Source organism: Acidithiobacillus ferrivorans, assembly GCF_016250455.1.
In the GTDB taxonomy this organism is placed as follows: Bacteria; Pseudomonadota; Gammaproteobacteria; order Acidithiobacillales; family Acidithiobacillaceae; genus Acidithiobacillus; species Acidithiobacillus ferrivorans.
The window spans coordinates 2069196-2093485 of record NZ_CP059488.1; the positions used below are offsets into that span (position 1 = coordinate 2069196).

The following is a 24290-nucleotide window of genomic DNA, read 5'->3' on the forward strand; positions in this document are numbered from 1 at the left end:
AGGAATTTTTTATGACATCCGCTCAGTCTGAGGGCTCGGAACAGGCTCCACTCGTCTCCGTTGTGTTAATGGCGTACAAACGAATAGAGTATCTCAGGATCACCATGGCCTCAATTCTTGGGCAAACACTGGGTGACTTTGAACTGATTGTCGCGGACAACTCCAACTCGCCGGAGATCGCCCGGATGTGCACGGTGTTTGATGACCCCCGAATTCATTATATTGGCCGTGAACCGTCCCTTAGCATGGTGCAGAACGCCAAAAGCGGCATGAAGTTGGCGAAGGGTAAATATATTGCGAATATCCATGATGATGACGTACTAGATGCGCGTTTCCTGGAAACCCTCATCCATCCTATGGAGCAGGATGAAAAAATAGGGCTCGTTTTCTGTGATCACAAAATTATCGATGCAGATGGGGTGGAAGATGTGGCCATATCCGACAAAAATACGAGGGGATGGGGTAGGGAGGGTTTAGCTGAAGGAGTGCTCACGCATCGGACGGATACGATTCTCGACCATGAGGTAATACCACCACCCTCTGGACGCGTATTCAGAGCAGGCTCCATAGACCTTGACGAAATAGATGAGCGTGCAGGTTTGGTATACGACTTGTGGATGGGTTTTCTGCATTGCAAGTCAGCATTTGAGTGCTATTACATTCCAACCAGGTTGATGTCATACCGAGTGCATGTGGGCTCCGTGACGTCGCACAGTGCCGCTATATCCAGAGAAAATAGGGCATTTATGCTCAGCTACTTTCTAGCGCATCAATCATTCCCGGAAAAGAACCAAATTATCAAGAAAAAACTGGCACTCTACAGTTCCAACGGAGCAAAATTACGTTTACTGGTTGGTGAGAATGCGGAGGCCCGGGTGGGTTTGATGAAGGCGTTCCGCCTGACTGGAAGCATGCGTTGTATTATGGTTTATCTGTTCGCGTGCCTGCCGTCAGGACTGACCCGTCTCACGCTTAAAGCGATGGTGCATTTTAGAAAATAAGCCTTGCCGTTTCTGATGCCGTCATTTCTGCCATGTTATTACCTGTAACCCTATATGTCATCAGATAATACTATACGATTACACACCCAATCATCCCCGCCTTGCAAAAGGCGGATTTCCCCCATCCGCATCGCGCAGTCCTCCGCGTCACCAGCAGCACGTGGCAAAGCATCAGAAAGATCAAACAGCGGCCGCCGGCAGGCGATCCACTGTAAAAATCCCTACTGTGATCGTAATATCTCATAATAATCCCTTCCGGCACTTGCCCGACAACAGAAGAATCAGTACATTAATACTGTACCAGCGCAGGCCGCCAGACCGGAATGATATAAAATGTCTTATTACGTGAATTATTTTCAATATCTGAGCTCTTCAAATCCGGTGTCTCCACTGTTTGCTATAGTTGTATTTCTCACAGCATTGCTTGTTGCCTATATCTTAAACAAGATAAAGCCAAGCAAGGAATTTCAAAAATATAGATCACTTGATGGTCTGCGCGGTTTGGCAGCGGTTTTTGTATTTATGCACCATTCTTCTATTTGGTACTTTTACAAGCAAAGCAACATCTGGGCTGTACCACCATCCAAGCTATATACGCAGCTTGGGCAAGGTGCTGTAACCATGTTTTTCATGATTACAGCCTTTTTATTTTGGGGTAAAATTCGCCAATCCAGCAGCATAGATTGGATAAAACTATATTCTTCGCGCGTTATGAGATTAGCACCGCTATACTACTTTAGCGTATTCATCCTGGTTATTTTTGCTGTTGTCATGTCAAAAGGTGAAATCTACAATGCGCCTTCATTAGAGGATTGTTTACATTATTTTTTATTTTCATTGGGAGGACAGCCAAATCTGTTTTCTGTGAAAAACATAGGCCTTTTTAATGCATACGTTACATGGACATTGGCATACGAATGGTTTTTTTATTTGTCGCTACCGGTATTTTTTATTGCCACCAGAAAACCACAACTATCCAGAATATTTTATTATTTGATAATACCGTTATGGGTGGTATTTGTTTTCTATATGCACAGATATTTTTTTGTCGCAAGATACCTTATCATCTTCGTCCTTGGAATTGCCGCATATGAAATATATAACTTAAAAAAGTTCAAATCGATTAAACTGCTAGCCGCTGGAACCCCCGGTTCTCTTATTGTTGTAATTTCATCAGCACTTATTGTATTCAACTTTAATACCGCCTATGACGATTATGCACCATTTTTATATTTTTTGATTTTCATAATAATAGCTTTAGGGAACAACATGTATGGTCTATTAACATCCGGCCCCGCAAGAAAGCTTGGAGAAATTTCATATAGCGTGTATCTTCTCCAAGGGTTTATATTATATATTGCATTTGATCTTCTCACACCTGGAAAAGAAACGCCTCTTCACCATTGGGCTGTAGATTTATTGGCCGTAGTTAGCTTGATAATAATTTCACAAGTAACATTCCATCTGATAGAGTACAGGCTCATGAAAAAAGCCGAAGACTTATCAAATAAAATAAAATCGCTTGTTCGCATTTCTTAATGATCGGCTCGGGTCGCAAAAACGAAGGTTTAATTGACCCTTTTTTCAGGCACTTTCTGGGCCAAAACTGGCTCTGGAAGTGCCCAGTTACTCGGTGTTCAGAAAACGTTCGTTTATCTGAACCAAGGGTATGTTTGCTGGTCTGCTGGCTTTTTGTAGCGCAATAGACTAATTATGCTGCTTGTCCGGTCGTCACAGAACTTAAAGCACGATGAAAAATCACATGAAACTAAGGATCTTCGGTGCCACGCGAAACATTTCGCGCGTTTCGTTTGGTTATTGCTGGCCAAGCGCTTCTAACAGAAACAGAGACTTGGCTTCTAGCACAGGGGCATGGTGCTCGCCTTATTCAACCGGACCTGTCGACAATGAAAACCTGCGGGCACTGTATTCAGGCGCTGCGCTGCTTTTGTTTCCATCATTACAGGAGGGCTTCGGTTGGCCAATTGTGGAGGCGCAAGCTTGCGGTTGCCTGGTCGCGACAACCAACCGGGCACCGATGACGGCGGTGGGTGGCCAAGGTGACATTTATTTTGATGTTTCTGATGCCTGTGGCGCGGCTGCTGCCATTACCAGGGCATGGGGCGTCGGGATATGTTGATTGGTCGCGGGCTTGAGAATGCTAAACGGTATATGACAGAGACAATGATCGCTGGTTATGAGACGCCTCATCGTGCGGTCGTAGTGGCAATCACCATTCGGAATCGGCATGAAAATCCTGCACGTCATTGAGTCTTTCTCACCCCGGTACGGGGGGCCTGTATCGGTGACGATGGCCTTGGCGTGCGCGCAGGCCGATTTAGGCCATGATGTGACGGTTTGCACCACCAATCTGGATTATCCCCACGGGGTGTTACGGTCGGCGGGTCGAGCTACGATTTGCCACGATCGCGTGCAAGTGCTTTATTTTCCGGTGCAATTCCGGCCTCTTACGTTATCCGCACAGCTCAAAAGTTTTGTCCAGAATAAAATCTCCACCTTCGATATTATCCATATCCACGGCTTGTATCGTTTTCCACCGACCTATGCCGCCTACCAGGCACGCAGGCAGAAAATACCTTACGTTATAACGCCACATGGCGCCTTGGACCCATATCTGTACACCAAGAGTTCACGCAACGTTCTGCTCAAGCGTCTGTATGAACGCTGGTTCGATCTCCCCAATCTGCATGGTGTCGGCGCCATACACTATACGGCAGAGGATGAACGGCAGCGGGCGGCATTTCTGGGGCTGTGCGCGCCATCATTCGTGGTGCCCAATGGCATTGACTGGGGCCGCTATGCGCAGTTGCCCGCACGAGGGGTTTTCCGCACGGCGCAGGGACTGGGCGATGCCCCGCTGGTGTTGTTTCTGGGGCGTCTGCATCCCAAGAAGGGACTTGATCTGCTGATCCAGGCCTTTGAAACGATCCGGCGGCAGGTCTCCGGTGTGCAGCTTGCCATCGTCGGCCCGGAAAATGACCGCTTCGGGCAGCAGGTGCGGGCCTGGGTGGCCGAACGTGGCCTGACAGATTCGGTACATTTCGTCGGGCATCTGGATGGGGTGGACGTGATTCAGGCCTATGTGGACGCGGATGTTTTCGTATTGCCGTCTTATACGGAGAACTTTGGTATGACCGTGGTGGAGGCCATGGCCTGCGCCTTGCCGGTGGTAATCTCGGATCAGGTGAATATTCATGCCGAGGTGGCCCAAGCGGGGGCTGGCATGGTAACGCGCTGCGACAGCGATGAGCTTGCGGAGGCGGTGATAGCGCTGTTGGGTGGGCCAGATCGGAGGCACGTCATGGGGGCGGCCGGGCGGGCGGCGGCGCAACTGCGTTACACCTGGCCCAACATTGTGGATACGCTGTCGCGGGAATATACGTCTGTCATTGGCAAAAGAAAGTAAACCACCTCTGCGAGTATATTTGATTGAATGATTTTGTCGATTTCATACCGCCCGTTACGCCAAGTATCTGGATCCCAGGCAAGACAAATCTACCGTAGGTAGATTACTTAAGACCCTTACATCCATGTGCCACCGTGTTATTATGGTCAAGGGCGTCATGGACCGGACATTCCTCACCACAGACGGAGTAAGCAAAGCGGCGGCCCTTGGGAAAGTTGATGTGCAGATCCAAGCGTTTTTCCTCCACCGCAGAAGTCACGTGCTCTACCAGCCCACGGTGGAATCACTCCTAACACGCCAGAGAATCAGATCTTCAGGGACCATCATCTAACTCCTACCCGATCAACCTGACGAAGAGCCAATAACACTGTCAGAATTGGGTCTTATTTCTGCGCTAGAATTGCGGGAAAAACAAGTATCACAAGTAAAACCATTCTGATTGTGGGGCATTATATATCATGTATCTACAAAATATTTATAGCTTTTTGAGGGCGCCCGTATCGGTGAAGCAGAATAAACTGAGGATGCTATATTACCGCCTGGTTGCAAGAACTTACTACAGGAGATTATTTAAGCACTTTGGGGACGGATCGTTACTTTTTTCACCCTTGAACATAGCTGGTCCTGAGCATACTTCCATTGGCGAGAAGGTTCATATCGGTCATGGCGCGAGGATTGAGGCCTTCACCGGTTGGTATGGAGGACAGCAATTTTCGCCGGAATTAGAAATTCAGGATAGTGTTGATACTGGGCAGAACTTCACCGTTGGCTGTGCCAATAGGGTGGTAATCGGCCGGAATACCGTTATTTCGTTTGATGTGTTTATAACAGACAATGATCATTCCTATGAACAGATCGACGTTCCGGTGATGCAGCAACCGCTTATCGTTAAAAAGACCATTATCGGAGAAAACTGTTTTATTGCTTCGGGTGTAAAAATTCTGGCGGGCACGGTGCTGGGCAAGCAATGCATTGTAGGCTCAAATTCCGTGGTCCGAGGCGAGTTTCCCGACTATTGCGTCATTGTCGGCGCGCCGGCCCGCGTGATCAAACGCTACAGCGCCCAAAGCGGGCGCTGGGAACGGGTATGAAAAGCTGCTTTTTCGCTGGGCAGGCGAACGTAGTTCAGCTCCCGCCATATGGCATGTGAAAATGCCCGGACTGTTCACGGCGCAGACGCTCTATCAGGCGTCCGGATGGCAGCTCGACGTCATCATAAGTGAGCACCTGATCCTTGGGCACGGCTCGCTTGATCCGGCAGTCTTCTGCCACCCCCATGGGCAGCAGACGATCGCGGGCGACGACATCGGCGTTCTCGGCCAAGCCATAGCTCAGGAAGCCGCCGAAGCCGTCCAGCACCTCCCCCGGAACCAGAGCGCGCTTCGCGGTGGCTATCACCTCAACCTGTGGCGCACCCATCGGTGCCATCGTGGCATCGTCGAAGAGTGCGACGCGGGCAATGCTGTGATGTGCCTCGAAATGGCAGAGATGATAGGGGTGGTAAAAAACGTAATAAGGGCCGTTGCCCATTTTGTAGTATTTCAGATATTCGCGCTGAACGGGATGATCCTGGCGGGCGATGACGAAGACACCCGGCCCCGGTTCGGCCTGGACCACATACTCAACGATGCCGCCAGGCGTTTCCAGTGCTTCAGGTGAATACCAGCCTGGAGATTCTTGCACATGGGTGCCCACCGGAACGGTGGGTCCGGCCATGCCCCGACAGGAGACGCTCAAGCCAAAGGCATTAGCCACCACCGCCATCTCAAAAGAAATTTTGGTTCCATCCGCAAAGGAGGTCACCATGGGCGCACGCTGGAAAGTACGCCGCGCGAAGTCAGCCTGGGTATCAGGATTGCGATAGGGATCGTGCAGGCCTTTGATGTTGCCGGCGAGCACCGGCTCGGCCCCCATGGAGCGCACATACCGATAAAGGTTGGCAATGACGCCGGGTTGGTCGCCGTCGGATTGCGTCAGGCATACGCCGGCGCGGTCAGCATACACCTTGAGGATCGGCCCGACCGTGCCGTCGAGTTCCGCATCCATCATGACCACATGCTTGCCGTGTTCAATGGCGCGTAAAACAATACCTGCGGCATAGTCCACGCTGCCAGTGATTTCCATGATCACATCTATCTGTGGGCAGTCGGTGACTAGCGTGGCATCCTCGGTAACGGCATAGCGCTCTTCGGCAATGGCCTGCAAGAGGGCAGCCGGGCTCTCTACGGCGACGGTGTCCTCGGCACCGGCCTGCGCATAGGCATGGCGGGCGCCTTCAAGGTGGCGGTTGGCAATGGCCACGAGCCGTAATCCCGGCGCGCGGCGGGCGACCAGTTGCAAGGCAATACCACGCGCCTGGTAACCAGCGCCAATCATGCCGACGCGAATCGGGCGGCCCGCTGTCTCACGTTCGGCGAGGAATTTGTCGATGACCATCATGGGGCGTATTCCTTGAAGAGGGACGCCGCAGCGTCCTTGGGTGAGATGAGTACGGGTGGGTATATCGGCCAGTCAATAGCTATTTGGGGATCATCCCAGCGCATCCCGGCCTCAGCGCCTGACGCATAAAAGGCTGACACCAGATAAAACGCATCGGTATCATCGACGAGTGTTTCAAAGCCGTGGGCGCAACCTTCGGGCACATAGAGGGCACAGTGATTGTCGGCGCTCAGTTCGGCACCAGCCCAACGTCCATAACTGGGCGAATCGGGGCGCAGATCCACGACGACATCGAAGAGTGCACCACGCGCACAGCGCACCAGCTTGACCTCTGCATGGGGAGCACGCTGATAATGCAGGCCGCGCAGTGTCCCGCGATGGATGTTGTGGCTGAAGTTGGCTTGTACGAACGTATCTTTCAGTCCATGTTCGGCAAATTCGCGTGCGCAGAAGGCTCGGGCAAACAAACCGCGCTCGTCGGCATGCGGGTCGAGATCAATCAGGAAGGCGCCAGCGACGGACAACTCGGTGAAAATCATGGGTGCGCCTCCACTAGGTTAAGGTATGACTGATATGATCGGTTCCCGTTTGCGAACGCTATGAGCATAGGCCCGAATTTGCTCCTGGCAAACGGCACGCAGATCCTCTCCCGCAAGATACGCCTTGTGCCAACTGATCGTCTGATTCAATGCGTGACGCAGATCCCACTGTGGTTGCCACCCCAGCTCCGTATGTGCCTTCGAACAGTCAAGTTTCAGATAATGGGCCTCATGGGGATGCTCACCGGCATCCTGTGTCCAGCGTGCGGCGTCGCCCCACTGATTGACGACCTGTTCCACGATCCATGAGACGGACTGCGCATCCTGGTCTTCAGGACCAAAATTCCAGCCACTGGCGAAACGTTGCCCGTCCTGCAGAAGCCGTTGCGCCAACAAGAGATACCCGGATAACGGTTCCAGCACATGCTGCCAGGGGCGGATGGCGTGCGGATTGCGAATGCGCACCGCTTCGTTTGCGGCACAGGCACGGAGAATATCCGGGAGTAGCCGGTCCAGCGCCCAGTCGCCACCCCCGATGACGTTGCCCGCACGCGCCGAAGCCAGTGCGACGCCCGGTTCGGTTGCGAAAAAGGACCTGCGGTACGCCGATGTGACCAGCTCCGCGCAGCCCTTGCTACTGCTATAGGGATCATGGCCGCCCATAGCTTCGTTTTCGCGGTATCCCCACACCCACTCACGATTTTCGTAGCATTTGTCGCTGGTAACCATGACAGCGGCGCGCACGCCTGGGGTGACGCGCACGGATTCAAGAAAGTGTACGGTACCCATCACATTGGTGGCATAGGTCTCAACCGGTTCCGCGTAGCTATAACGCACCAGCGACTGTGCCGCGAGATGAAACACAATTTCCGGCTGGGCCGCCTGCATCGCCAACATCAGCGCGGCCGGGTCGCGGATATCACCGGTCACGGAATGCATGCCTTCAGCGACATGGGCCAGATGGAACAGGCTCGGATCGGTTGGCGGATCCAGTGAAAAGCCGCTGACTACTGCGCCCATCTCCTGCAGCCAAAGGCTCAGCCATGCGCCCTTGAAGCCAGTGTGCCCGGTCAGAAAGACCCGCCGACCACGCCAGAAATCGTTTGTGCTCATAGTATCCTCCACAGCAACACGCACCGGATACGCCGGAGGATATTCATTCGTCCGTCCACGAACACCAGGGCGCCTGCCCCTTATCCCAGAGTGATTCGAGATATTGCTTGTCTCTCAGCGTATCCATCGGCTGCCAGAAACCATTGTGGCGATAAGCCATCAGTTCGTTCTCGTGAACCAGCCGTTCCATGGGCCCCTTCTCCCACACGGTATCGTCACCTTCGATGTAGTCCAGCACCTCGGGATTCAGGACGAAGAAACCGCCGCTCACCCAGGCCCGGTCGCCGTCAGGTTTTTCGCAGAAGTCAGGGACATGATCGTTTTGGGGATGCAGCTCGAAGACACCAAAACGTCCCGGTGGCTGCGCGGCCATCAGAGTGGCCTTGCGTCCGTGCTGGCGGTGAAAGGCGATCTCGGCGCGGATATCGACATTGCTGACGCCGTCGCCATAGGTCATGCAAAAAGGCTCATCCTCGTCCAGGTACTCACGCACTCGGCGCAGGCGCCCACCGGTCATGGATTGTGCCCCGGTTTCTATCAAGTGGACTCGCCAGGGTTCGGCGTCGTGGCGCCGGTAATGCATCTCGTTGGTGGCCAGATCGATGCTCACATCCGCCCGGCGCAACAGATAATTGGTGAAAAACTCCTTTATCATGAAACCCTTGTAGCCAAGGCAGATGATGAATTCCTGGATGCCATGGGCCGAGTAATGTTTCATGATGTGCCATAAAATGGGCATCCCCCCGATCTCGACCATGGGCTTGGGACGTACCCCCGTTTCTTCCGCCAGCCGGGTTCCGAATCCTCCGGCCAATATGACAGCTTTCATTCAGGCAACCTGCCTCTCTTCGGGAGAACCATAAATAAACTCTATAGGAGAACCCATGTCGGCACAAGGATGGATTCGCCGGTCACCGCCACAGACAAGATAGCGGCACGGCGTATAAACTTTTGCCAAAAGATGCGACCGCATCGCCATCATAGAGCACCACGCCTCCCACAAAACAGGTCTTCGTGGCGCTTTCCAGTTGGTGCAATCCTTTGAAATCGGCGGCGGTGACGGTGGCGGCGGCCTTGACCTCGACGCCCGCCAACTTTCCGCCGGACTCCAGCACGATATCCACTTCGGCGCCGTCCTTGTCGCGAAAATGATGGAAGGTTACAGGCTCATCCCGCCAACTGGCATGACGACGTAGCTCCTGATAGACAAAGGTTTCCAATAGTTGTCCATAGAGGGCTCGATCATCCCACAGCGCTGCCGCGTCCACGCCGAGTAAAGCGCAGGCCAAGCCTGTATCGCCCAAGTGTAATTTAGGCGTCTTGATGAGGCGACTCAGACGATTGCTGTGCCAGGGCGGCAGTTCTTCCAATAGAAACACCCGCGCCAGCAGGGTCATATAGTCGCGGATGGTGGGGCGGCTCAACTGGAACGGGGCGGCTAGATCGGCCACATTCAGCAGACGTGCGCTTTGCCCGGCCGCCAGTGTCAGCAGGCGTGGCAAGGCCTCCAATGCGTGAATGCGGGCGAGATCGCGTACATCGCGTTGCACCAGGGTGTCAGCGTAATCCCGGTACCAACTCGCGCGGCGGCGTACCGTGGCCCGCGCCAACGCCGCCGGATAACCACCGGCTGCCACACGCTCAGCCAGCATTTTACCGAGCCGCTGTCCGCAAGCTCCCGTCTTGAAAGCATTCCCGAATAATGTGGATAGGAAATTGGGCGCGGTCCCGGCCAGTTCCGCCTGAGCCAAAGGGTGCAGGCGCAGGATATCCATGCGTCCTGCCAGCGAATCCGCCAATTTGGGCACCAACAACACATTGGCCGAACCGGTGAGGATAAATCGCCCCGGCTGCCTTCTGGCGTCCACTGCAGCCTTGAGCGAGGTGAATAAGTTGGGCACGCGCTGAACCTCGTCCAGCACCACCTTGTCGGGCAAGTCCGCCACATACCCGATGGGATCAGCCTGGGCCGATGCGCGCTGCACATCGTCGTCAAAGCTGAGATAAGTATACCCAGCGGCATCGCCTACCTGCCGGGCGAGCGTACTTTTGCCGCACTGGCGCGGTCCGTGGATCAATACCACCGGTGTGTCGGCCATGGCCTCGATGAGGCGTGGCTGCAGGAATCGAGGATATAGTGGTGTATCCATCATTGGCCAAGTGTAACTTTAATGCCGACTATATGAAAGTTTCAGGACGTCCATATGAAGGTTTTTTATCCGCCAATTGTAATGAAAAATAGCGCTTTTCGTTCTCGCTCTTAACGGAAGCATGGGTATTCGGCTCCCGCGCAACCAGCAGGGCGCGGCGTTTTTCGGACCTGGATTTATTGATCCACGCCGACGCACCCCTTTCCTTTGGCACGCTGGCGGAACTCGAACCGGTTTTGTCAATCTTAGTCAAGTCCTGACTTGACTAGCAGTAGTCTAAAAACTACTATTGCCGCATGGGTCACGTAACGATTGAACTCAAGCAAACCGAGACATTCAGAAAGTGGTGGACGAAGCTCAAGGATGAACGCGCCCGAGGCTTGATCTCTGCAAGACTGAATCGCCTCGCCTACGGTCACGCTGGCGACGTGGAACCGGTTGGAGAGGGGATCAGCAAATTGCGTATCCACTATGGCCCGGGCTATCGCGTCTATTTTGAGAAACGAGGGGATACGATTATCGTCCTGCTCTGCGGCGGCGACAAAAGTACACAGGAAAGGGATATCAAGGCCGCAAAGCGGATTGCTGGTAAGGTCGACGAACGGAGTAACTGACATGACTGAACAACAACTGACCACTTTCGACCCCGCCGAAGGGCTTACTTCTGACGAAGCCATTGCGGTCTTCATGGCCAACGCGTTCGAGTCTGGCGACGCTGGCTATATCGCTCATGCCCTGGGTGTTGTCGCTCGCGTCAAGGGCATGGCCCAAATCGCCGGGCAAACCGGGCTTTCCCGCGAACAGCTCTACCGTTCGTTCAGCGAGCGCGGCAACCCGACGCTCAAGACCACGCTCGCGGTCATGAAAGCTCTGGGAATCGAGTTGACGGCCAAAGGGCGGGCAGCGTAAAGGGAACTGGAAGCCTTCCGCGCTTCGGTTGATGAGTCGGTACTCGATGCCTCGGCACCGAACTAGAAATAACTCTTGCCAGATACAATACAAACTGGTGATAAATATTACGGATAACCCACTTCCGCGGTTGTTAATGGTAGGATGCGTGCGGGTTGGGTACACTGAGCAACTCAAGCGCGACAACCTAGTCGATCGCGTAAGGAAAGACGGAAATGAGCAATGCATTGGTCATTACGCCGTTGCGCAACGCGGTGGCCTCTCTGAGCACCACGCTCGCGCAACCCAAGAACGAATTTATCCGTGATGCGGTCATTCAGCGTTTTGAATATACCTATGAACTCGCCTGGAAGATGCTCCGTCGACAAATGGTGGAAGATCTGGGTGCTGAGTCTGTTACCCCGCTGAGTCGGCAGGATCTATTCCGCCTCGCCGCAGAACGTGGGCTGATCGCGGATCCCCTCCCGTGGTTTGCCTATCACAAGGCGCGGAATATCACCTCGCATACCTACAACGAAGCCGTTGCGGAAGAGGTCTACCAGGCAGCCCAATCGTTCTTAGGGGACGCAGAGGGCTTGTTGAGAGCGCTCGGAACATCGGATGCTTGATCTCTCGCCAACGGAGCAGGCTGAAATTCGGGAGATTCTGGCACGAATCCTTCCCGAAAAGACGGAAGCATGGGTATTCGGCTCCCGCGCAACCAGCAGGGCGCGGCGTTTTTCGGACCTGGATTTATTGATCCGTGCCGACGCACCCCTTTCCTTTGGCATGCTGGCGGAACTCGAAGAGGCATTCTCAGAGTCCGACTTACCCTTCCGGGTGGATGTGGTGGATGCGCACCGGATTTCCGACGAATTTCGCGCACATATAACGGCCGAATTACAACACTTCCCCGTCAATGCCGGGGGGCGGTAGCCCCTTCATGCACAATTTAGACCGTCTGCACCGCCGCCAAGGCCCTGGATCCGGCCCAGTGGCGGGCGAACTGCCGCGCCACCCGGCCACTGCGCGAGCCGCGCTGCAAGGCCCAACGCAGGGCTTCCTCCCGCCATTCCGCCTGCGGCGTCCGCACTTCCAGGCGCTGCAGATGGATAGTGCAAATATCCAGATACATGGCCTGATCAAAGGGATAAAAGCCCAGCCATAAGCCGAAGCGCTCGGAGAGGCTGATTTTTTCTTCCGCCGTCTCGCCGGGAATGATTTCCTCACCGTGGCGCTGATATTCCTCGTTGTCGGCGAAGTGGCGCGGCATCAGATGGCGACGATTGCTGGTGGCGTAGAGCAGCACGTTGTCTGGACGCGCCTCCACCCCACCGTCCAGCAGCGACTTGAGGGTTTTATAGCCGGGGTCGTCGGCACCAAAAGACAGGTCATCGCAGAAGAGCACAAAATAATAGGCCTGTTGTGGGTCCGCCGCCTGCAGCGCGGCGAGAATCTCCGGCAGGTCGAGAATGCCGTCCGGATCGATTTCAACCACCCGCAACCCGCGATCCGCATAGCGACGCAGGAGCGCCTTGACCAGCGAAGACTTGCCCGTGCCCCGCCCACCCCAGAGTAAGGCATCATTGGCAGGGAAACCGGCGACAAACTGGCGGGTGTTCAAGTCCAGTGCGGCCTTGCTGTCTTCGATACCGAGCAGATCGTCCATCTCCGGCAAGTCCACGCGCGCCACCCCTTCCAGACGGCCACCGAGGGGCAGATGGCGCCAGCGGGCGGCCTTTACCCCGGCAAAATCGGGCAGCGGATGGTTGCTGCTGTCCCCCAAAAGGGCGGCCAAGCCCTGAATCACCTGTTGACGTTCCACTGTCCACGGACTCCTTTCTGTGATTAGATACCACCAGCTTAACCCTATTTACCGTGGCGCGTCATGAAACTGCTTACCGACTTTCTCCCCATCATCCTCTTTTTCGTGGCCTACAAGATTCACGGGATCTACACGGCTACCGAGGTACTGATCGTTGCCGCTATCCTGTTGATGCTTTGGCAGTGGTGGCGGCGGGGTCGGGTGGAGACCATGACCTGGGTCTCAACCCTGCTGATCCTGACCTTCGGCGGCCTGACCCTGTATTTTCATAACGACACCTTCATCAAGATCAAGCCCAGCATTCTCTATGTGCTTTTTGCGGCGGCCCTGCTCTTTACCCACTGGCGCGAGGAGCCGCTCCTGCAACGCTTGATGGGCGGACAACTGCCGGCCACCCTGCCCCTGTCTTTCTGGCGGCGTCTTAATGGCTACTGGATAGCCTTCTTTCTCTTCGGTGCTGCGCTGAATCTGATTGTGGCCTACGCATTTTCAACGGGTATCTGGGTGGATTTCAAGCTCTTCGGCATGCTCACCCTCACGGTCATTTTCGTGCTCTTTCAAGCGGTGGTGATCTCGCGTGCTTTGCCACAGGAGGCTAAGGATGGCGATTCGTCGGCGTAGTCCTCAGATCCGCGAAGACAGTTGCCAACTTGCCGCAAATGGGGCAACTTTAAGAGCATGCATATCACCGACAGGATCTAACGGCTCATGTATTACTGCATTATTGGCACTGACAATCCCGATTCCCTGAGCACACGCCAGACGGCACGGGGTGATCATCTGGCGCGCCTGCATCAGTTGCAATCCGAGGGGCGTTTACTGACGGCGGGGCCATTCCCCGCCATAGACTGTGAAGAACCGGGCGAAGCGGGCTTTACCGGCAGCCTGATCATTGCCCGTTTTGACTCGCTGGAGGATGCCCATACCTGGGCTGCCGCCGAACCTTATCTCAGTGCCGGTGTTTACGCGGATGTCAGCGTTCGCCCTTATAAAGGAGTATTTTTGCCATGAATAAGGAAATCCTTGGTAATTTACTGCGTGACGCCCTGAATCCGGAATTCCTGGAAATCGATGACCGGACGGAAGCCCACAGTGGTCATGCGTCGTCCGGCAATGGCGGGCATTACGAGGTGCGCATTGTCAGCAGCCAGTTCGCGGGCTTGGCCCCATTGGCACGGCACCGCCTGGTCAATACGGTCACCGACCCGGTACGTCAGGAAATACACGCGCTATCGCTCAAGGCCTATAGCCCGGAGGAGTTCGCCGCCCAGAACCAGCCCAAAACACCGCGTCCGACCATCGCCCTGAACGTCCTTTAGGACTGGGAGGATGACGGCCAGTGGCTTTGTCCGCGGCTTCCGCGAGTCGTCGCCCTACATTCACCGTTTTCGCGGGCAGACCTTTGTCCTCAATTTTGGTGGCAACGTCCTGGCGGATGGCAGCATCCGCAGTCTCGCGCACGATATCGCCCTGCTCAACAGCCTGGGCATCAACGTCGTCCTGGTGCACGGGGCCGGGCCGCAAATTGACGCGGCACTGCTGGCCCACCAACTGCGCACCGAGCGGGTCAACGGCAAGCGCATCACCGATCTGGCGGCCATGCAGATACTCCGTGAGGCGGTAGGCGGCGCCCGTCTGGCGGTGGAGGCGGCATTGTCCGAAGGGCAAATGGGTTCACCCATGGCCCATGCCGGGTTGCAGGTGGTCAGCGGCAACTTCATCATCGCCCAGCCCCTTGGGGTGCTGGAGGGGGTGGATTACCAGTATACCGGGCAGGTACGAAGGGTGGCGACGGAGGCTATCCAACGCCATCTTGCCGCCGACGAGATCGTCCTGCTCTCCCCCATCGGGGTCTCGCCGACGGGCACCCTGTTCAACATCCGCGCGGAGGAAGTGGCCGTAGCGGTGGCCTTGGCCTTGCATGCCGCCAAGCTGGTTTTTTTTATGGATGAAGACGGCGTGACCGATGCCCAGGGGCAACTCCTGCGTCAGATTACCCTGTCTGAACTGCCGGAATTACTCACACGCGACGATATTCAAGGCGACCTGCGCGAGCATTTGCACAGCGCTGCCATCGCCTGCGCCGGAACGGTGGATCGTGTCCATCTCATATCCCGGCATGTAGATGGTGCGCTGCTGCGCGAACTTTTTACTCGCGACGGCCTCGGCACCCTCATCTCGCAAGACCCTTTTGAACATCTGCGCACCGCCACCGTCGCCGATATCCCCGGCATCCTTGACCTGATCGGCCCCATGGAAGAGCGCGGTGTGCTGGTGCGACGCAGCCGGGAACGCCTCGAAATGGAAGCAGATCACTTTGTGGTCATGGAGCGGGACGGCAAGATCATTGGCTGTGCGGCTATGTATCCCTACCCTGATCAGGGAATGGCCGAAGTCGCCTGCCTCGCGGTAGACAGCCGCTATCGTCGCCAGGGGCGCGGTGAACGGCTGCTCGATTACTGTCAGGAACGGGCACGGGAGCAGAAGCTGGAACAGATCTTTGTGCTCAGCACCCAGACGACCCACTGGTTTCTGGAGCGCAGCTTTCACAACGGCACCTTGGAAGATTTACCGGTGCCGCGGCAGCACCTCTACAACTTCCAACGCCGCAGCCAGGTATTTTTTCGCAGCGTGAAAGCGTGAAGCGGAGTCAGGAGGGGTCGGCGACCGCCTCGATCTCCTCCGCTTCGCCTTCCAAAGACGGCCCCGCCCCCTCCTCCCCCCGTTCCATAGCGACGGCGCGGTCGGGAAGTTTAGCCAAGCCGCCAGTGCGCCCATCATAGCGATTGACCACGGTGCAGCGGCGGGCGATGAAGCCACCCTTTTCCGTCTCACTGGACTCAAGATCAAACTCCAGAATAATATCCCGGCTCGGGAGGTCATCCGTGTCCAGTTCGCGCGGCAAATCGGAAATATGGACAAAGGCCGACTCGTAAGGAGAATCCTCCTGACGGGTATCCGTCACCCACAAACGGGCGGAAATGGCGGTCAAAAAACGGATAAAGCCGAAACCACGATCCGCCTCCCAGCGGATGCAGATACCGCGGATGCGTGAACCCATCTCCCCCCACGGCACCCGCACATCACCACGCGAGGGAATCAGACCTGGCACCAGATAACCCGAATAGAAGGCGTCGGCCTCGTGCTGCAATTCCCGGGAAACATTACGGAAGGCCAGCACTTCGACCCGGCACCCCTTGTTCTGCAGGGCGCGTACGACCTGCAGAAAGTCCCCGTCGCCGGTGACCAACAGCACCTGATCCAGCCGCTCTGACTGCAGCATTACATCCACGGCCAGATCGAGATCAGCATTGGCCTTGGACATGCTGTTGCCTTCTTCGTCCACGAACCAGCGTACCGGCTTTTCGATGATTTTCCAGCCCAGATCGCGCACCGCCTGCTGATAGCCACGAATCCGCTCCCGGTATTCACGGTCGCGCTTCATGCGCTCACCATCTACCGCCATATAGGTATTCAGGCGCAGCAGCCGCGCCTCGCCTTCCCGTCCGGCGAAGCGCCGCAGTATGTCATAACGCATGGAATAGCCGCCGTTGTAGCGGATATTTTCGGCATCCACATAGACGCCAATATGTAGCTCACCATTACTCATAAATGCTCAGGATTCCAGGATTGCGCCGTTGGCGGCGTTGGTTACCAGCTTGCGATAGCGGCGCAGCCACGATGACTTCAGGGGCTTTTCGATCGGCACCCAGTGCTTGCGACGTTCGGCCAATACCGCATCGCTCAAGTCGACGTGGATTTTGCCGTTATCGAGGTCAAGAGAAATAATGTCACCATCTTGCAGCAGACCGATAGGGCCGCCCTCTGCGGCCTCCGGAGAGATATGGCCGATACAGGCCCCGCGGGTCGCCCCACTGAAACGGCCATCGGTAATCAATGCAACACTTTCGCCCAGCCCCATGCCCATGATATTGGCGGTAGGGGTCAGCATTTCCGGCATACCGGGGCCGCCCTTCGGGCCTTCGTAACGGATCACCACCACATTACCAGCCTTGACCTCACCGGCAAGAATACCGTCCGCCGCCGTTTCCATACTCTCAAAAATCTTCGCCGGTCCCGAGAACTTCCGCATGGCCGGCAGCACCGCACCAATTTTGACAACACCGCCTTCCGGCGCGAGATTGCCGAAGACCACCCGCAGGCCGCCGGTGGGCGAAATGGGATCATTGGCCAGATGGATAATCTTGCTGTCCTTCACCACCGCCGCTGTCACAATCTCGCGCAAACTCTGGCCACTGACCGTCGGCTTGTCCAGATGCAGTACGTTGGGGTTGCGCTTATGCACTTCATGCAGAATGGCGGGGACGCCGCCAGCGCGGCCGATGTCCTCGATATGCACTGTCGACAAGGCCGGCGACACCTTGGCGAGATAGGCCACCTGCTGCGCCAGATCGTTCAGCCGCGCCAGCGGATAATTCAGACCGGCCTCCCGGGCGATAGCCAGGGTATGCAAGACCGTGTTGGTGGAACCGCCCATGGCCATATCCAGTATGAACGCATTGTCGATTGCGTCGAAATCCACCAGTTGCCGCATGGTCGGCCCGCCCGCCATGGCCAGCGCCACCACCCGATCCGCCGCCTGACGCACCAGGTCGCGGCGCCCCGCCGCGGTCGCCAGAATGGTGCCGTTGCCGGGCAGCGCAATCCCGAGGACTTCCATCAGGCAGTTCATGCTGTTGGCCGTGAACATGCCGGAGCAGGAGCCACAGGTCGGGCAGGCTTTATCTTCAATCTCTTTGAGCCGAATTTGCGTGATTTGCCCGCGCTTGAACTGCCCGACCGCCTCAAAGGCGGTCACCAGATCGATCGCCGTTCCGTCAGCCAGATGTCCGGCTTCCATGGGGCCGCCGGAGACAAATACCGTGGGCACGTCGCAGCGCAGCGCGCCCATAATCATCCCGGGCACGATCTTGTCGCAGTTGGGGATACAGATGAGCGCGTCCAGATGATGGGCCTGCACCACCGTTTCGATGGAGTCCGCAATCAGCTCACGGCTCGGCAGCGAGTAACGCATGCCATCGTGGCCCATGACGATACCGTCGTCCACGCCGATGGTGTTGAACTCGAAGGGCACCCCCCCTGCCGCGCGGATGTTTTCCTTGACGATCCGGCCGAATTCCTGCAAATGCACATGACCGGGAATGATATCAATATAGGAATTCGCCACCCCGATGAAAGGTTTGTCCATATCCTGGTCGGTGAGACCGCAGGCCTTGAGCAGGGCGCGGTGGGGAGTGCGTTCAAAACCTTTTTTGATCATATCGGAGCGCATGAAGTCCTCGTGGCAAGTTCAGCAGGGGGTGAATCGCGTGGATAACACCCGGATAGCGGCGCGACAGGGTGCAGGGTAAAAGCACACTGACCGTCTGGTTAGTGCTTAGAGTATAGGGCCAAGTGGGAGACAGGCCAAGAAGCGGGCGCTGATACGATTTTTAGGGCTTAGTACACTGACTGCATAGAGCAGGCATTCAACCCTGCGGCGCAGCAGGCACTGGCCGCAGCAACCACTCGTCCCATATCGCCAGCAATACGGCCAGCAGCACCGGCCCCAGGAACACTCCGAGAAAACCGAAGGCGAGAATGCCGCCCAGCACCCCGAAGAGCACCAGCAGAAACGGAATTCGTACCGCGTTGGAAATCACCAGCGGGCGAATCAGGTTATCAATCCAGCTCACCACCAGCGCACCCCACAGGGCCAGTCCTACTCCCGCCCAGATATCGCCCTGAAAGAGCAGCCAGATGCTCGCAGCGCCCCAAATTAGAGGCGTACCGATGGGAATAAAGGAGAATAGCAGGGTGACGATAGCCAGTAATACGGGCGCGGGCAGCCCTGCCACCGCGTAACCCACCCCCGCAAGGACCCCCTGCGCCACCGCCGTCGCCAGAATGCCGTAAATCACCGCACGAATGGTGCTGGCCACCGTCCGCAGATAAGCGTCACCCCGCTGTCCCAGCACCTGACCGATAAAACGGCGCAACTGATCCAACAGCAGTTCACCATGCCGGTAGAAGAAAAAGGCGGTGATAAGAACGAGCATAAGCAAAGCGCCGAAACGCCCGACCCCGCCCGCAACACTGCCCAGCCGCCCCGCCCAGGCGGAGAGATCGGGAGACAACGCACCGGGCATCAGCTTCGCCTTCCAGGGGGCGGGAATCTGGGCGAGCAGATCATGCACCCAAGGTATCTGATTCAGCCTTGCTTCCAGGGTCGTGTGTGCATCCTGGCTGGCGAGGTCAGTCAGTAGATGGTGCAACTCCGTCCCCAGGGTGATGCTCAGGAAAAGTGCGGGAAGAATAAAAATCAGCGCCAACATGAGCGTAGCGCCTATTGCTGCCAGCACGGGCGGCCAATGTCGGCGCATAGGACCAGCCAGTGGCCAGGTCGCATAAACGAGAACAGCCGCCCAACCCAGGGCTGGCAAAAAGGGAGCAAGGATTTTCCAGACCAGGGCAAAAAAGAGAACGGCGGCGAGCAACTGGCCGAAGGCGAAGCGCAGATCGCGAACCGTCAGATCCGCGAGACGCATAGTGATCTAACGCCGCGCGACGCCGCTTTCTCGCGCGGCAACGGTCACAGCGCCAGAGACCCGCTGCCGAAGGCGCGGGTCCAGAGGTTTGGGGATAATGTACTCGGGGCCAAAGGCCAGACCTTGCGTCGCAGTCAGCCCATAAGCGGCCTGCACCGCGTCCGGCACCGGCTCCCGCGCCAGCCTCGCCAACATATCGACCGCCGCCAGCAGCATGGGCTGGTTGATCTGCCGAGCCCGGCAATCCAGCGCGCCGCGGAAGAGGAAGGGAAAACCCAGCACATTGTTGACCTGGTTGGGCATATCCGATCGACCCGTGGCGATAATGGCGTCAGGACGCAGGCGCCGCGCTACGGCAGGGTCTATCTCGGGATCGGGATTGGCGAGTGCAAAAATCACTGGCTTGGGCGCCAGCATCGGTAACGCCGCTTCCGGAATAGCACCGCGCACAGAGACGCCGATGACCACATCGGCACCGCGCAACATCGCCGCCAGATCCCAGTCCTGGGGCGCCGCTGCAAAGGGCTTATGCCATTGGGTAAGGTCCCGGCGTCCGCTGTGCAGCACGCCGTGCAAATCGCTCAGGAAGATATCCGCCACGCCCAGCGCCCGCAACATCCGTGCAATGGCAATTCCGGCGGCACCCGCACCCACAATAGCGACCTTGATGCGACCTAACTCCTTACCCTGCAATTCCAGTGCATTCTGCAACGCAGCGGCCACAATCACGGCCGTACCATGCTGATCATCGTGGAATACGGGAATGTCCAGCATGGCCTGCAAGGTTTCTTCGACCTCAAAACAGACCGGAGCAGCGATGTCTTCCAGATTGATGCCGCCAAAACCGGGGGCGATGGCCGCCACCACGTCGATGAGATGTCCGGCATCGCGCGCCTGCACTTCGATATCAAAAGCATCAATATCCGCGAAGCGTTTGAAGAGCAGTGCCTTGCCTTCCATGACCGGCTTGCCCGCCAGCGGCCCGACATTGCCCAGGCCAAGCACCGCCGTACCATTACTGACTACGGCGACGAGGTTACCCTTTGCGGTATAGTCGTAAGCCTTGTCCGAATTGGCAGCAATCTCCCGCACCGGAGCCGCGACTCCAGGCGTGTAGGCGAGAGACAGATCTTCCTGGCTACTGCAGGGCTTGCTCGGTATGACCGAAAGCTTACCCGCTGGCGTGCGGGCGTGATACTCCAGCGCCCGTCGCCACAGATCCGCCTGGGCATCGGTCTCGATCATGGCGAGTTACTGACCGCCGTAACGCTTGCGGAACTTCTCTACCTGACCAGCGGCAGAAACGGCGCGCTGCTTACCGGTGTAAAAGGGATGGCATTCGGAGCAGAGGTCGATGTGCAAGTCGCGAGTTGCAGTCGAGCGCGTCTTGAAGACGTTGCCGCAACTACAGGTGACGGTGATTTCTGCGTATTTGGGATGAATATCGGTTTTCATGATAGCTACTCTCGGGGGCTCGATACAAAGGGGCGAATTATAGGGATGGACAGGGCGGGCGTCCAGCGGACCCGCTTAACGGTTCATGGAGTCAAAGAACTCCGCGTTTGTTTTGGTGCCACGCACCTTGTCGAGCAGGAACTCCATGGATTCCACCGGATCCATAGGCGCCAGCAACTTGCGCAACACCCACATTTTGCTGAGCATCTCGGCCGGAACCAGCAGTTCTTCACGACGCGTACCGGATTTATTGAGATTGATGGCCGGGTAAGTGCGTTTCTCAGCAAGACGACGGTCGAGATGGACTTCCATATTGCCGGTGCCCTTGAATTCCTCGAAGATGACTTCGTCCATCTTGGAACCGGTTTCCACCAGGGCCGTGGCAATAATGGTCAGGCTGCCGCCCTCTTCGATGTTGCGCGCGGCGCCGAAGAACCGCTTGGGCTTCTGCAACGCGTTGGCGTCCACGCCGCCGGTCAGCACCTTGCCGGAGGATGGCACCACCGTGTTGAAGGCGCGCGCCAGACGGGTAATGGAGTCGAGCAGAATGACCACATCGTGTTTGTGCTCGACCAGGCGCTTGGCCTTTTCCAGGACGATTTCTGCAACCTGGGTGTGGCGCGTCGCTGGTTCATCAAAGGTGGAGGAGACCACCTCGCCCTTCACTGAGCGCTGCATTTCCGTCACTTCTTCCGGGCGCTCATCAATGAGCAGCACGATCAGATAGCATTCAGGATGATTGGCGGTGATGGCGTGGGCAATCTGCTGCAGCAACACCGTCTTCCCCGTTTTAGGCGGGGCAACGATCAGACCGCGCTGGCCCTTACCGATGGGTGACACCAAATCAATGATCCGCGGCGCCATTTCGCCGTAGGGGATATTGTCGGATTCCAGACGCAGTCGCTCTTCGGGGAACAGTGGCGTCAAATCATCGAAGTTCACCTTGTTGCGGGTTGCTTCCGGCGCTTCGAAATTGATGCTCTCCACCTTGAGCAGTGCAAAATAACGCTCCCCCTCTTTGGGAGGACGAATCTGCCCGGAAACCGTGTCTCCGGTCTGTAGATGAAAGCGCCGCACCTGCGAAGGCGAGACATAAATGTCATCCGGCCCGGCCATATAGGACCCGGAGGCTGCGCGCAGGAAACCAAAACCATCCTGCAAAATTTCCAGCACGCCCTCGCCGTAAATGGCATCCCCGTTGCGCGCGTGCGCCTTGAGAATATTGAAGATGATTTCCTGTTTCTTCTGGCGGGCGGTACCCTCCAACCCCATTTCCTGACAGATCACGGCCAACTCAGCGGCTGTTTTGCGCTTAAGATCAGTCAGATTCATCGCCGAAGCGCCGGGTGCCGGACAAAGCGTACTATCGTCTTCGTCGTCTACCAGAATGTCTTCATTGGGGAAGGACTTGGGTGTCCGGGGAGATTTACGGCGAGGACGTGGTGTATTCAAAGTTGGCTATCCAGGAATGTGGTCAACTGGGCTTTACTCAGGGCACCCACCTTGGTGGCTTCAAGCTTGCCCGCTTTGAAAAGGAGCAGGGTGGGAATGCCGCGAATGCCGTACTGAGGAGGAGTGGCGGGGTTTTCATCAATGTTAAATTTGGCAACCTGCAAGCGGTCGGCATATTCGCCAGCGACCTCTTCCAGAATGGGGGCGATCATCTTGCAAGGTCCGCACCATTCGGCCCAGAAATCGACCAGAACCGGTTTAGAGGACTTCAGTACATCCGTTTCAAAACTGTCATCCGATACATAAAGAATAGCGTCACTCATTGGAGAGGGCTCCTCAGTCAGTTGGGTACAACGCTTTGGTGGACATTCATGAGATTTTTATCATTATGAGGGGTTTAATCTGAGACCACATGCACCGGATGGCGCCCACAGATAAGCACTTCTTTCAGTCCATAAGGTGATTGAAGGATAGCACGATAAAACTGGGATGCAAGGGCGATGAGCAGTCACTTTAAAGTTAGGATTTTAAGCCAGTAAGAGTGGCGGAGAGAGAGGGATTCGAACCCTCGATGGAGTGTTTAGCCCCATACTCCCTTAGCAGGGGAGCGCCTTCAGCCGCTCGGCCATCTCTCCGGTAGCGGGATTCTAACCCGTTGCGGGGCTGAGGTCAAAACTTGATGCACCGTGCAGGAACAGGAGAATGGTGTGGTCGCTACGGCGGGGGCGGCGTATGGTAAACTATCGGCGTTTGGCAAAGCTTGGAAAGAATGGCGTGACTGCACTTCTGGTTCTGAACAATCTGGCAAAGCGGCTTCCCGGAGACCCACAGCGTTGGTTATTCCGCGATGCGAGCCTCAACATAGCACCAGCCGACTTCGTGGCCATCATGGGAGAAAGCGGCGTTGGCAAAAGCACCCTGCTGAATATCATTGCCGGCCTGGATCGCCCCGATGCGGGGCACATGACTTTCCAGGGTCAAGCGCTCGATACCCTGGATGACGACGCGCGCACGCTGCTGCGGCGGCGGCACATGGGTTTTGTGTTTCAGGCCTTTCATCTGATTCCACAATTGACCGTAGAGGAAAATATCGCCCTGCCCTGGCGACTGAATGCCCTCCCCCGGCGGGAGATGCAGCAGCGGGTCAACCTACTGGCCAAGCGCCTTGGGATCAGCGGACACTTGGCGGCCTGGCCACGGGAGTTGTCCGGCGGCGAGATGCAGCGGGTTGCGGTGGCGCGGGCGGTAGTACATCGCCCGTCACTGATCCTTGCTGACGAACCGACGGGCAGCCTCGACGCCGAATCGGCGGAAACTGTGCTCAGTCTCCTGCGTGAAGCAGGAGAAGAGGAAGGGGCGGCTGTTTTACTGGTGACCCACTCGGCAACAGCGGCAGGCTGGGCGCAGCGGCGTCTGCATTTCGACGCACAGGGCTTCCGTTCCCTGTGATCAC

At 56.5% G+C, this 24290-nt stretch carries 27 protein-coding genes, 1 tRNA gene and 2 pseudogenes; 15 read left to right on the forward strand and 15 right to left on the reverse strand.

Annotated elements, in window-relative coordinates; genetic code table 11:
- The first annotated feature begins 11 nt into the window (after window positions 1–11).
- The 4 genes from H2515_RS10270 (at window position 12) to H2515_RS10285 (ending at window position 4428) form a co-directional block, all read left to right on the forward strand.
- Window positions 12–1001 (forward strand): glycosyltransferase family 2 protein, encoded by a 990-nt coding sequence (locus tag H2515_RS10270; RefSeq protein WP_198660027.1) that lies wholly within the window; start codon window positions 12–14, stop codon window positions 999–1001.
- A gap of 333 nt (window positions 1002–1334) precedes the next feature.
- Window positions 1335–2540 carry an acyltransferase family protein gene (locus tag H2515_RS10275; protein WP_198660028.1) on the forward strand — a complete coding sequence of 402 codons (1206 nt, stop codon included), beginning with the start codon at window positions 1335–1337 and terminating at the stop codon, window positions 2538–2540.
- 223 nt (window positions 2541–2763) lie between these two features.
- Window positions 2764–3141, forward strand: coding sequence for a glycosyltransferase (locus H2515_RS16545; protein ID WP_198660029.1), 378 nt, complete (start codon window positions 2764–2766; stop codon window positions 3139–3141).
- Window positions 3142–3249: 108 nt separating this feature from the next.
- Window positions 3250–4428: a glycosyltransferase gene (locus H2515_RS10285; protein WP_198660030.1), complete on the forward strand. Its 1179-nt coding sequence runs from the start codon at window positions 3250–3252 to the stop codon at window positions 4426–4428.
- Window positions 4429–4570: 142 nt separating this feature from the next.
- Here the strand turns inward: H2515_RS10285 and H2515_RS10290 are convergent.
- Window positions 4571–4752: pseudogene (locus H2515_RS10290) on the reverse strand (ISL3 family transposase); the annotation flags it as partial.
- 134 nt (window positions 4753–4886) lie between these two features.
- On the opposite strand from H2515_RS10290, the gene H2515_RS10295 reads away from it, so the two are divergent.
- Window positions 4887–5519, forward strand: a complete 633-nt coding sequence (locus tag H2515_RS10295) for an LbetaH domain-containing protein (protein WP_198660031.1) — start codon at window positions 4887–4889, stop codon at window positions 5517–5519.
- Between the two features lie 34 nt (window positions 5520–5553).
- Here H2515_RS10295 and H2515_RS10300 read toward each other — a convergent pair whose 3' ends face one another.
- From H2515_RS10300 to H2515_RS10320, 5 genes are all read right to left on the reverse strand, one after another.
- Window positions 5554–6867: an NAD(P)H-dependent oxidoreductase gene (locus H2515_RS10300; RefSeq protein ID WP_198660032.1), complete on the reverse strand. Its 1314-nt coding sequence runs from the start codon at window positions 6865–6867 to the stop codon at window positions 5554–5556.
- Window positions 6864–7406 carry a dTDP-4-dehydrorhamnose 3,5-epimerase gene (gene rfbC, locus H2515_RS10305; RefSeq protein ID WP_035194223.1) on the reverse strand — a complete coding sequence of 181 codons (543 nt, stop codon included), beginning with the start codon at window positions 7404–7406 and terminating at the stop codon, window positions 6864–6866. The genes H2515_RS10300 and rfbC overlap by 4 nt, the downstream gene beginning before the upstream one ends.
- A gap of 18 nt (window positions 7407–7424) precedes the next feature.
- Window positions 7425–8519: a CDP-glucose 4,6-dehydratase gene (rfbG, locus tag H2515_RS10310; RefSeq protein ID WP_065413963.1), complete on the reverse strand. Its 1095-nt coding sequence runs from the start codon at window positions 8517–8519 to the stop codon at window positions 7425–7427.
- A 43-nt stretch (window positions 8520–8562) separates the two neighbouring features.
- Window positions 8563–9348, reverse strand: coding sequence for a glucose-1-phosphate cytidylyltransferase (rfbF, locus tag H2515_RS10315; protein ID WP_065413964.1), 786 nt, complete (start codon window positions 9346–9348; stop codon window positions 8563–8565).
- An 82-nt stretch (window positions 9349–9430) separates the two neighbouring features.
- Window positions 9431–10618, reverse strand: a complete 1188-nt coding sequence (locus H2515_RS10320; RefSeq protein WP_232821343.1) for an ATP-binding protein — start codon at window positions 10616–10618, stop codon at window positions 9431–9433.
- A gap of 173 nt (window positions 10619–10791) precedes the next feature.
- On the opposite strand from H2515_RS10320, the pseudogene H2515_RS16095 reads away from it, so the two are divergent.
- From H2515_RS16095 to H2515_RS10345, 5 genes and pseudogenes are all read left to right on the forward strand, one after another.
- Window positions 10792–10929 (forward strand): annotated as a pseudogene (locus H2515_RS16095) (nucleotidyltransferase domain-containing protein); the annotation flags it as partial.
- A 36-nt stretch (window positions 10930–10965) separates the two neighbouring features.
- On the forward strand, window positions 10966–11283 hold the full coding sequence (locus H2515_RS10330; RefSeq protein WP_198660034.1) for a type II toxin-antitoxin system RelE/ParE family toxin: 318 nt from the start codon (window positions 10966–10968) through the stop codon (window positions 11281–11283).
- Window position 11284: 1 nt separating this feature from the next.
- The gene (locus tag H2515_RS10335) at window positions 11285–11578 is read left to right on the forward strand and encodes an addiction module antidote protein (RefSeq protein WP_198660035.1); all 294 of its coding nucleotides are present in this window, start codon (window positions 11285–11287) and stop codon (window positions 11576–11578) included.
- 215 nt (window positions 11579–11793) lie between these two features.
- Window positions 11794–12186 carry a nucleotidyltransferase substrate binding protein gene (locus H2515_RS10340; protein ID WP_198660036.1) on the forward strand — a complete coding sequence of 131 codons (393 nt, stop codon included), beginning with the start codon at window positions 11794–11796 and terminating at the stop codon, window positions 12184–12186.
- Window positions 12179–12493 (forward strand): nucleotidyltransferase family protein, encoded by a 315-nt coding sequence (locus tag H2515_RS10345; protein ID WP_014028564.1) that lies wholly within the window; start codon window positions 12179–12181, stop codon window positions 12491–12493. The genes H2515_RS10340 and H2515_RS10345 overlap by 8 nt, the downstream gene beginning before the upstream one ends.
- A gap of 16 nt (window positions 12494–12509) precedes the next feature.
- Here H2515_RS10345 and H2515_RS10350 read toward each other — a convergent pair whose 3' ends face one another.
- Window positions 12510–13382: an ATP-binding protein gene (locus H2515_RS10350; RefSeq protein WP_198660037.1), complete on the reverse strand. Its 873-nt coding sequence runs from the start codon at window positions 13380–13382 to the stop codon at window positions 12510–12512.
- A gap of 63 nt (window positions 13383–13445) precedes the next feature.
- Between H2515_RS10350 and H2515_RS10355 the strand changes: the two genes are divergently transcribed.
- The 4 genes from H2515_RS10355 (at window position 13446) to argA (ending at window position 16025) form a co-directional block, all read left to right on the forward strand.
- The gene (locus tag H2515_RS10355) at window positions 13446–14003 is read left to right on the forward strand and encodes a septation protein A (RefSeq protein WP_035194211.1); all 558 of its coding nucleotides are present in this window, start codon (window positions 13446–13448) and stop codon (window positions 14001–14003) included.
- Window positions 14004–14090: 87 nt separating this feature from the next.
- Window positions 14091–14393, forward strand: coding sequence for a YciI family protein (locus H2515_RS10360; RefSeq protein ID WP_014028558.1), 303 nt, complete (start codon window positions 14091–14093; stop codon window positions 14391–14393).
- Window positions 14390–14701: a BolA family protein gene (locus H2515_RS10365; protein ID WP_198660038.1), complete on the forward strand. Its 312-nt coding sequence runs from the start codon at window positions 14390–14392 to the stop codon at window positions 14699–14701. Before H2515_RS10360 ends, H2515_RS10365 begins: the two co-directional genes overlap by 4 nt.
- Before the next feature lie 10 nt (window positions 14702–14711).
- The gene (argA, locus tag H2515_RS10370; protein ID WP_198660039.1) at window positions 14712–16025 is read left to right on the forward strand and encodes an amino-acid N-acetyltransferase; all 1314 of its coding nucleotides are present in this window, start codon (window positions 14712–14714) and stop codon (window positions 16023–16025) included.
- A gap of 7 nt (window positions 16026–16032) precedes the next feature.
- On the opposite strand, the gene H2515_RS10375 is transcribed toward argA, so the two are convergent.
- From H2515_RS10375 to H2515_RS10410, 8 genes are all read right to left on the reverse strand, one after another.
- Window positions 16033–16992: a LabA-like NYN domain-containing protein gene (locus tag H2515_RS10375; RefSeq protein ID WP_198660040.1), complete on the reverse strand. Its 960-nt coding sequence runs from the start codon at window positions 16990–16992 to the stop codon at window positions 16033–16035.
- 6 nt (window positions 16993–16998) lie between these two features.
- Window positions 16999–18675 (reverse strand): dihydroxy-acid dehydratase, encoded by a 1677-nt coding sequence (ilvD, locus tag H2515_RS10380; protein WP_014028554.1) that lies wholly within the window; start codon window positions 18673–18675, stop codon window positions 16999–17001.
- A gap of 196 nt (window positions 18676–18871) precedes the next feature.
- Window positions 18872–19930 carry an AI-2E family transporter gene (locus H2515_RS10385; RefSeq protein WP_198660041.1) on the reverse strand — a complete coding sequence of 353 codons (1059 nt, stop codon included), beginning with the start codon at window positions 19928–19930 and terminating at the stop codon, window positions 18872–18874.
- Between the two features lie 6 nt (window positions 19931–19936).
- The gene (locus tag H2515_RS10390; protein WP_198660042.1) at window positions 19937–21175 is read right to left on the reverse strand and encodes a malic enzyme-like NAD(P)-binding protein; all 1239 of its coding nucleotides are present in this window, start codon (window positions 21173–21175) and stop codon (window positions 19937–19939) included.
- 6 nt (window positions 21176–21181) lie between these two features.
- Window positions 21182–21385 carry a 50S ribosomal protein L31 gene (gene rpmE / locus H2515_RS10395; protein ID WP_014028551.1) on the reverse strand — a complete coding sequence of 68 codons (204 nt, stop codon included), beginning with the start codon at window positions 21383–21385 and terminating at the stop codon, window positions 21182–21184.
- 75 nt (window positions 21386–21460) lie between these two features.
- Window positions 21461–22837, reverse strand: coding sequence for a transcription termination factor Rho (gene rho / locus H2515_RS10400; protein WP_438356896.1), 1377 nt, complete (start codon window positions 22835–22837; stop codon window positions 21461–21463).
- Entirely contained in the window at window positions 22834–23160 is a 327-nt protein-coding gene (gene trxA, locus H2515_RS10405; RefSeq protein ID WP_014028549.1) for a thioredoxin TrxA, read from the reverse strand. Before trxA ends, rho begins: the two co-directional genes overlap by 4 nt.
- Window positions 23161–23379: 219 nt before the next feature.
- Window positions 23380–23472: transfer RNA gene (locus tag H2515_RS10410), tRNA-Ser, on the reverse strand.
- A gap of 97 nt (window positions 23473–23569) precedes the next feature.
- On the opposite strand from H2515_RS10410, the gene H2515_RS10415 reads away from it, so the two are divergent.
- Window positions 23570–24286, forward strand: coding sequence for an ABC transporter ATP-binding protein (locus tag H2515_RS10415; RefSeq protein ID WP_198661456.1), 717 nt, complete (start codon window positions 23570–23572; stop codon window positions 24284–24286).
- Window positions 24287–24290 lie beyond the last annotated feature (4 nt).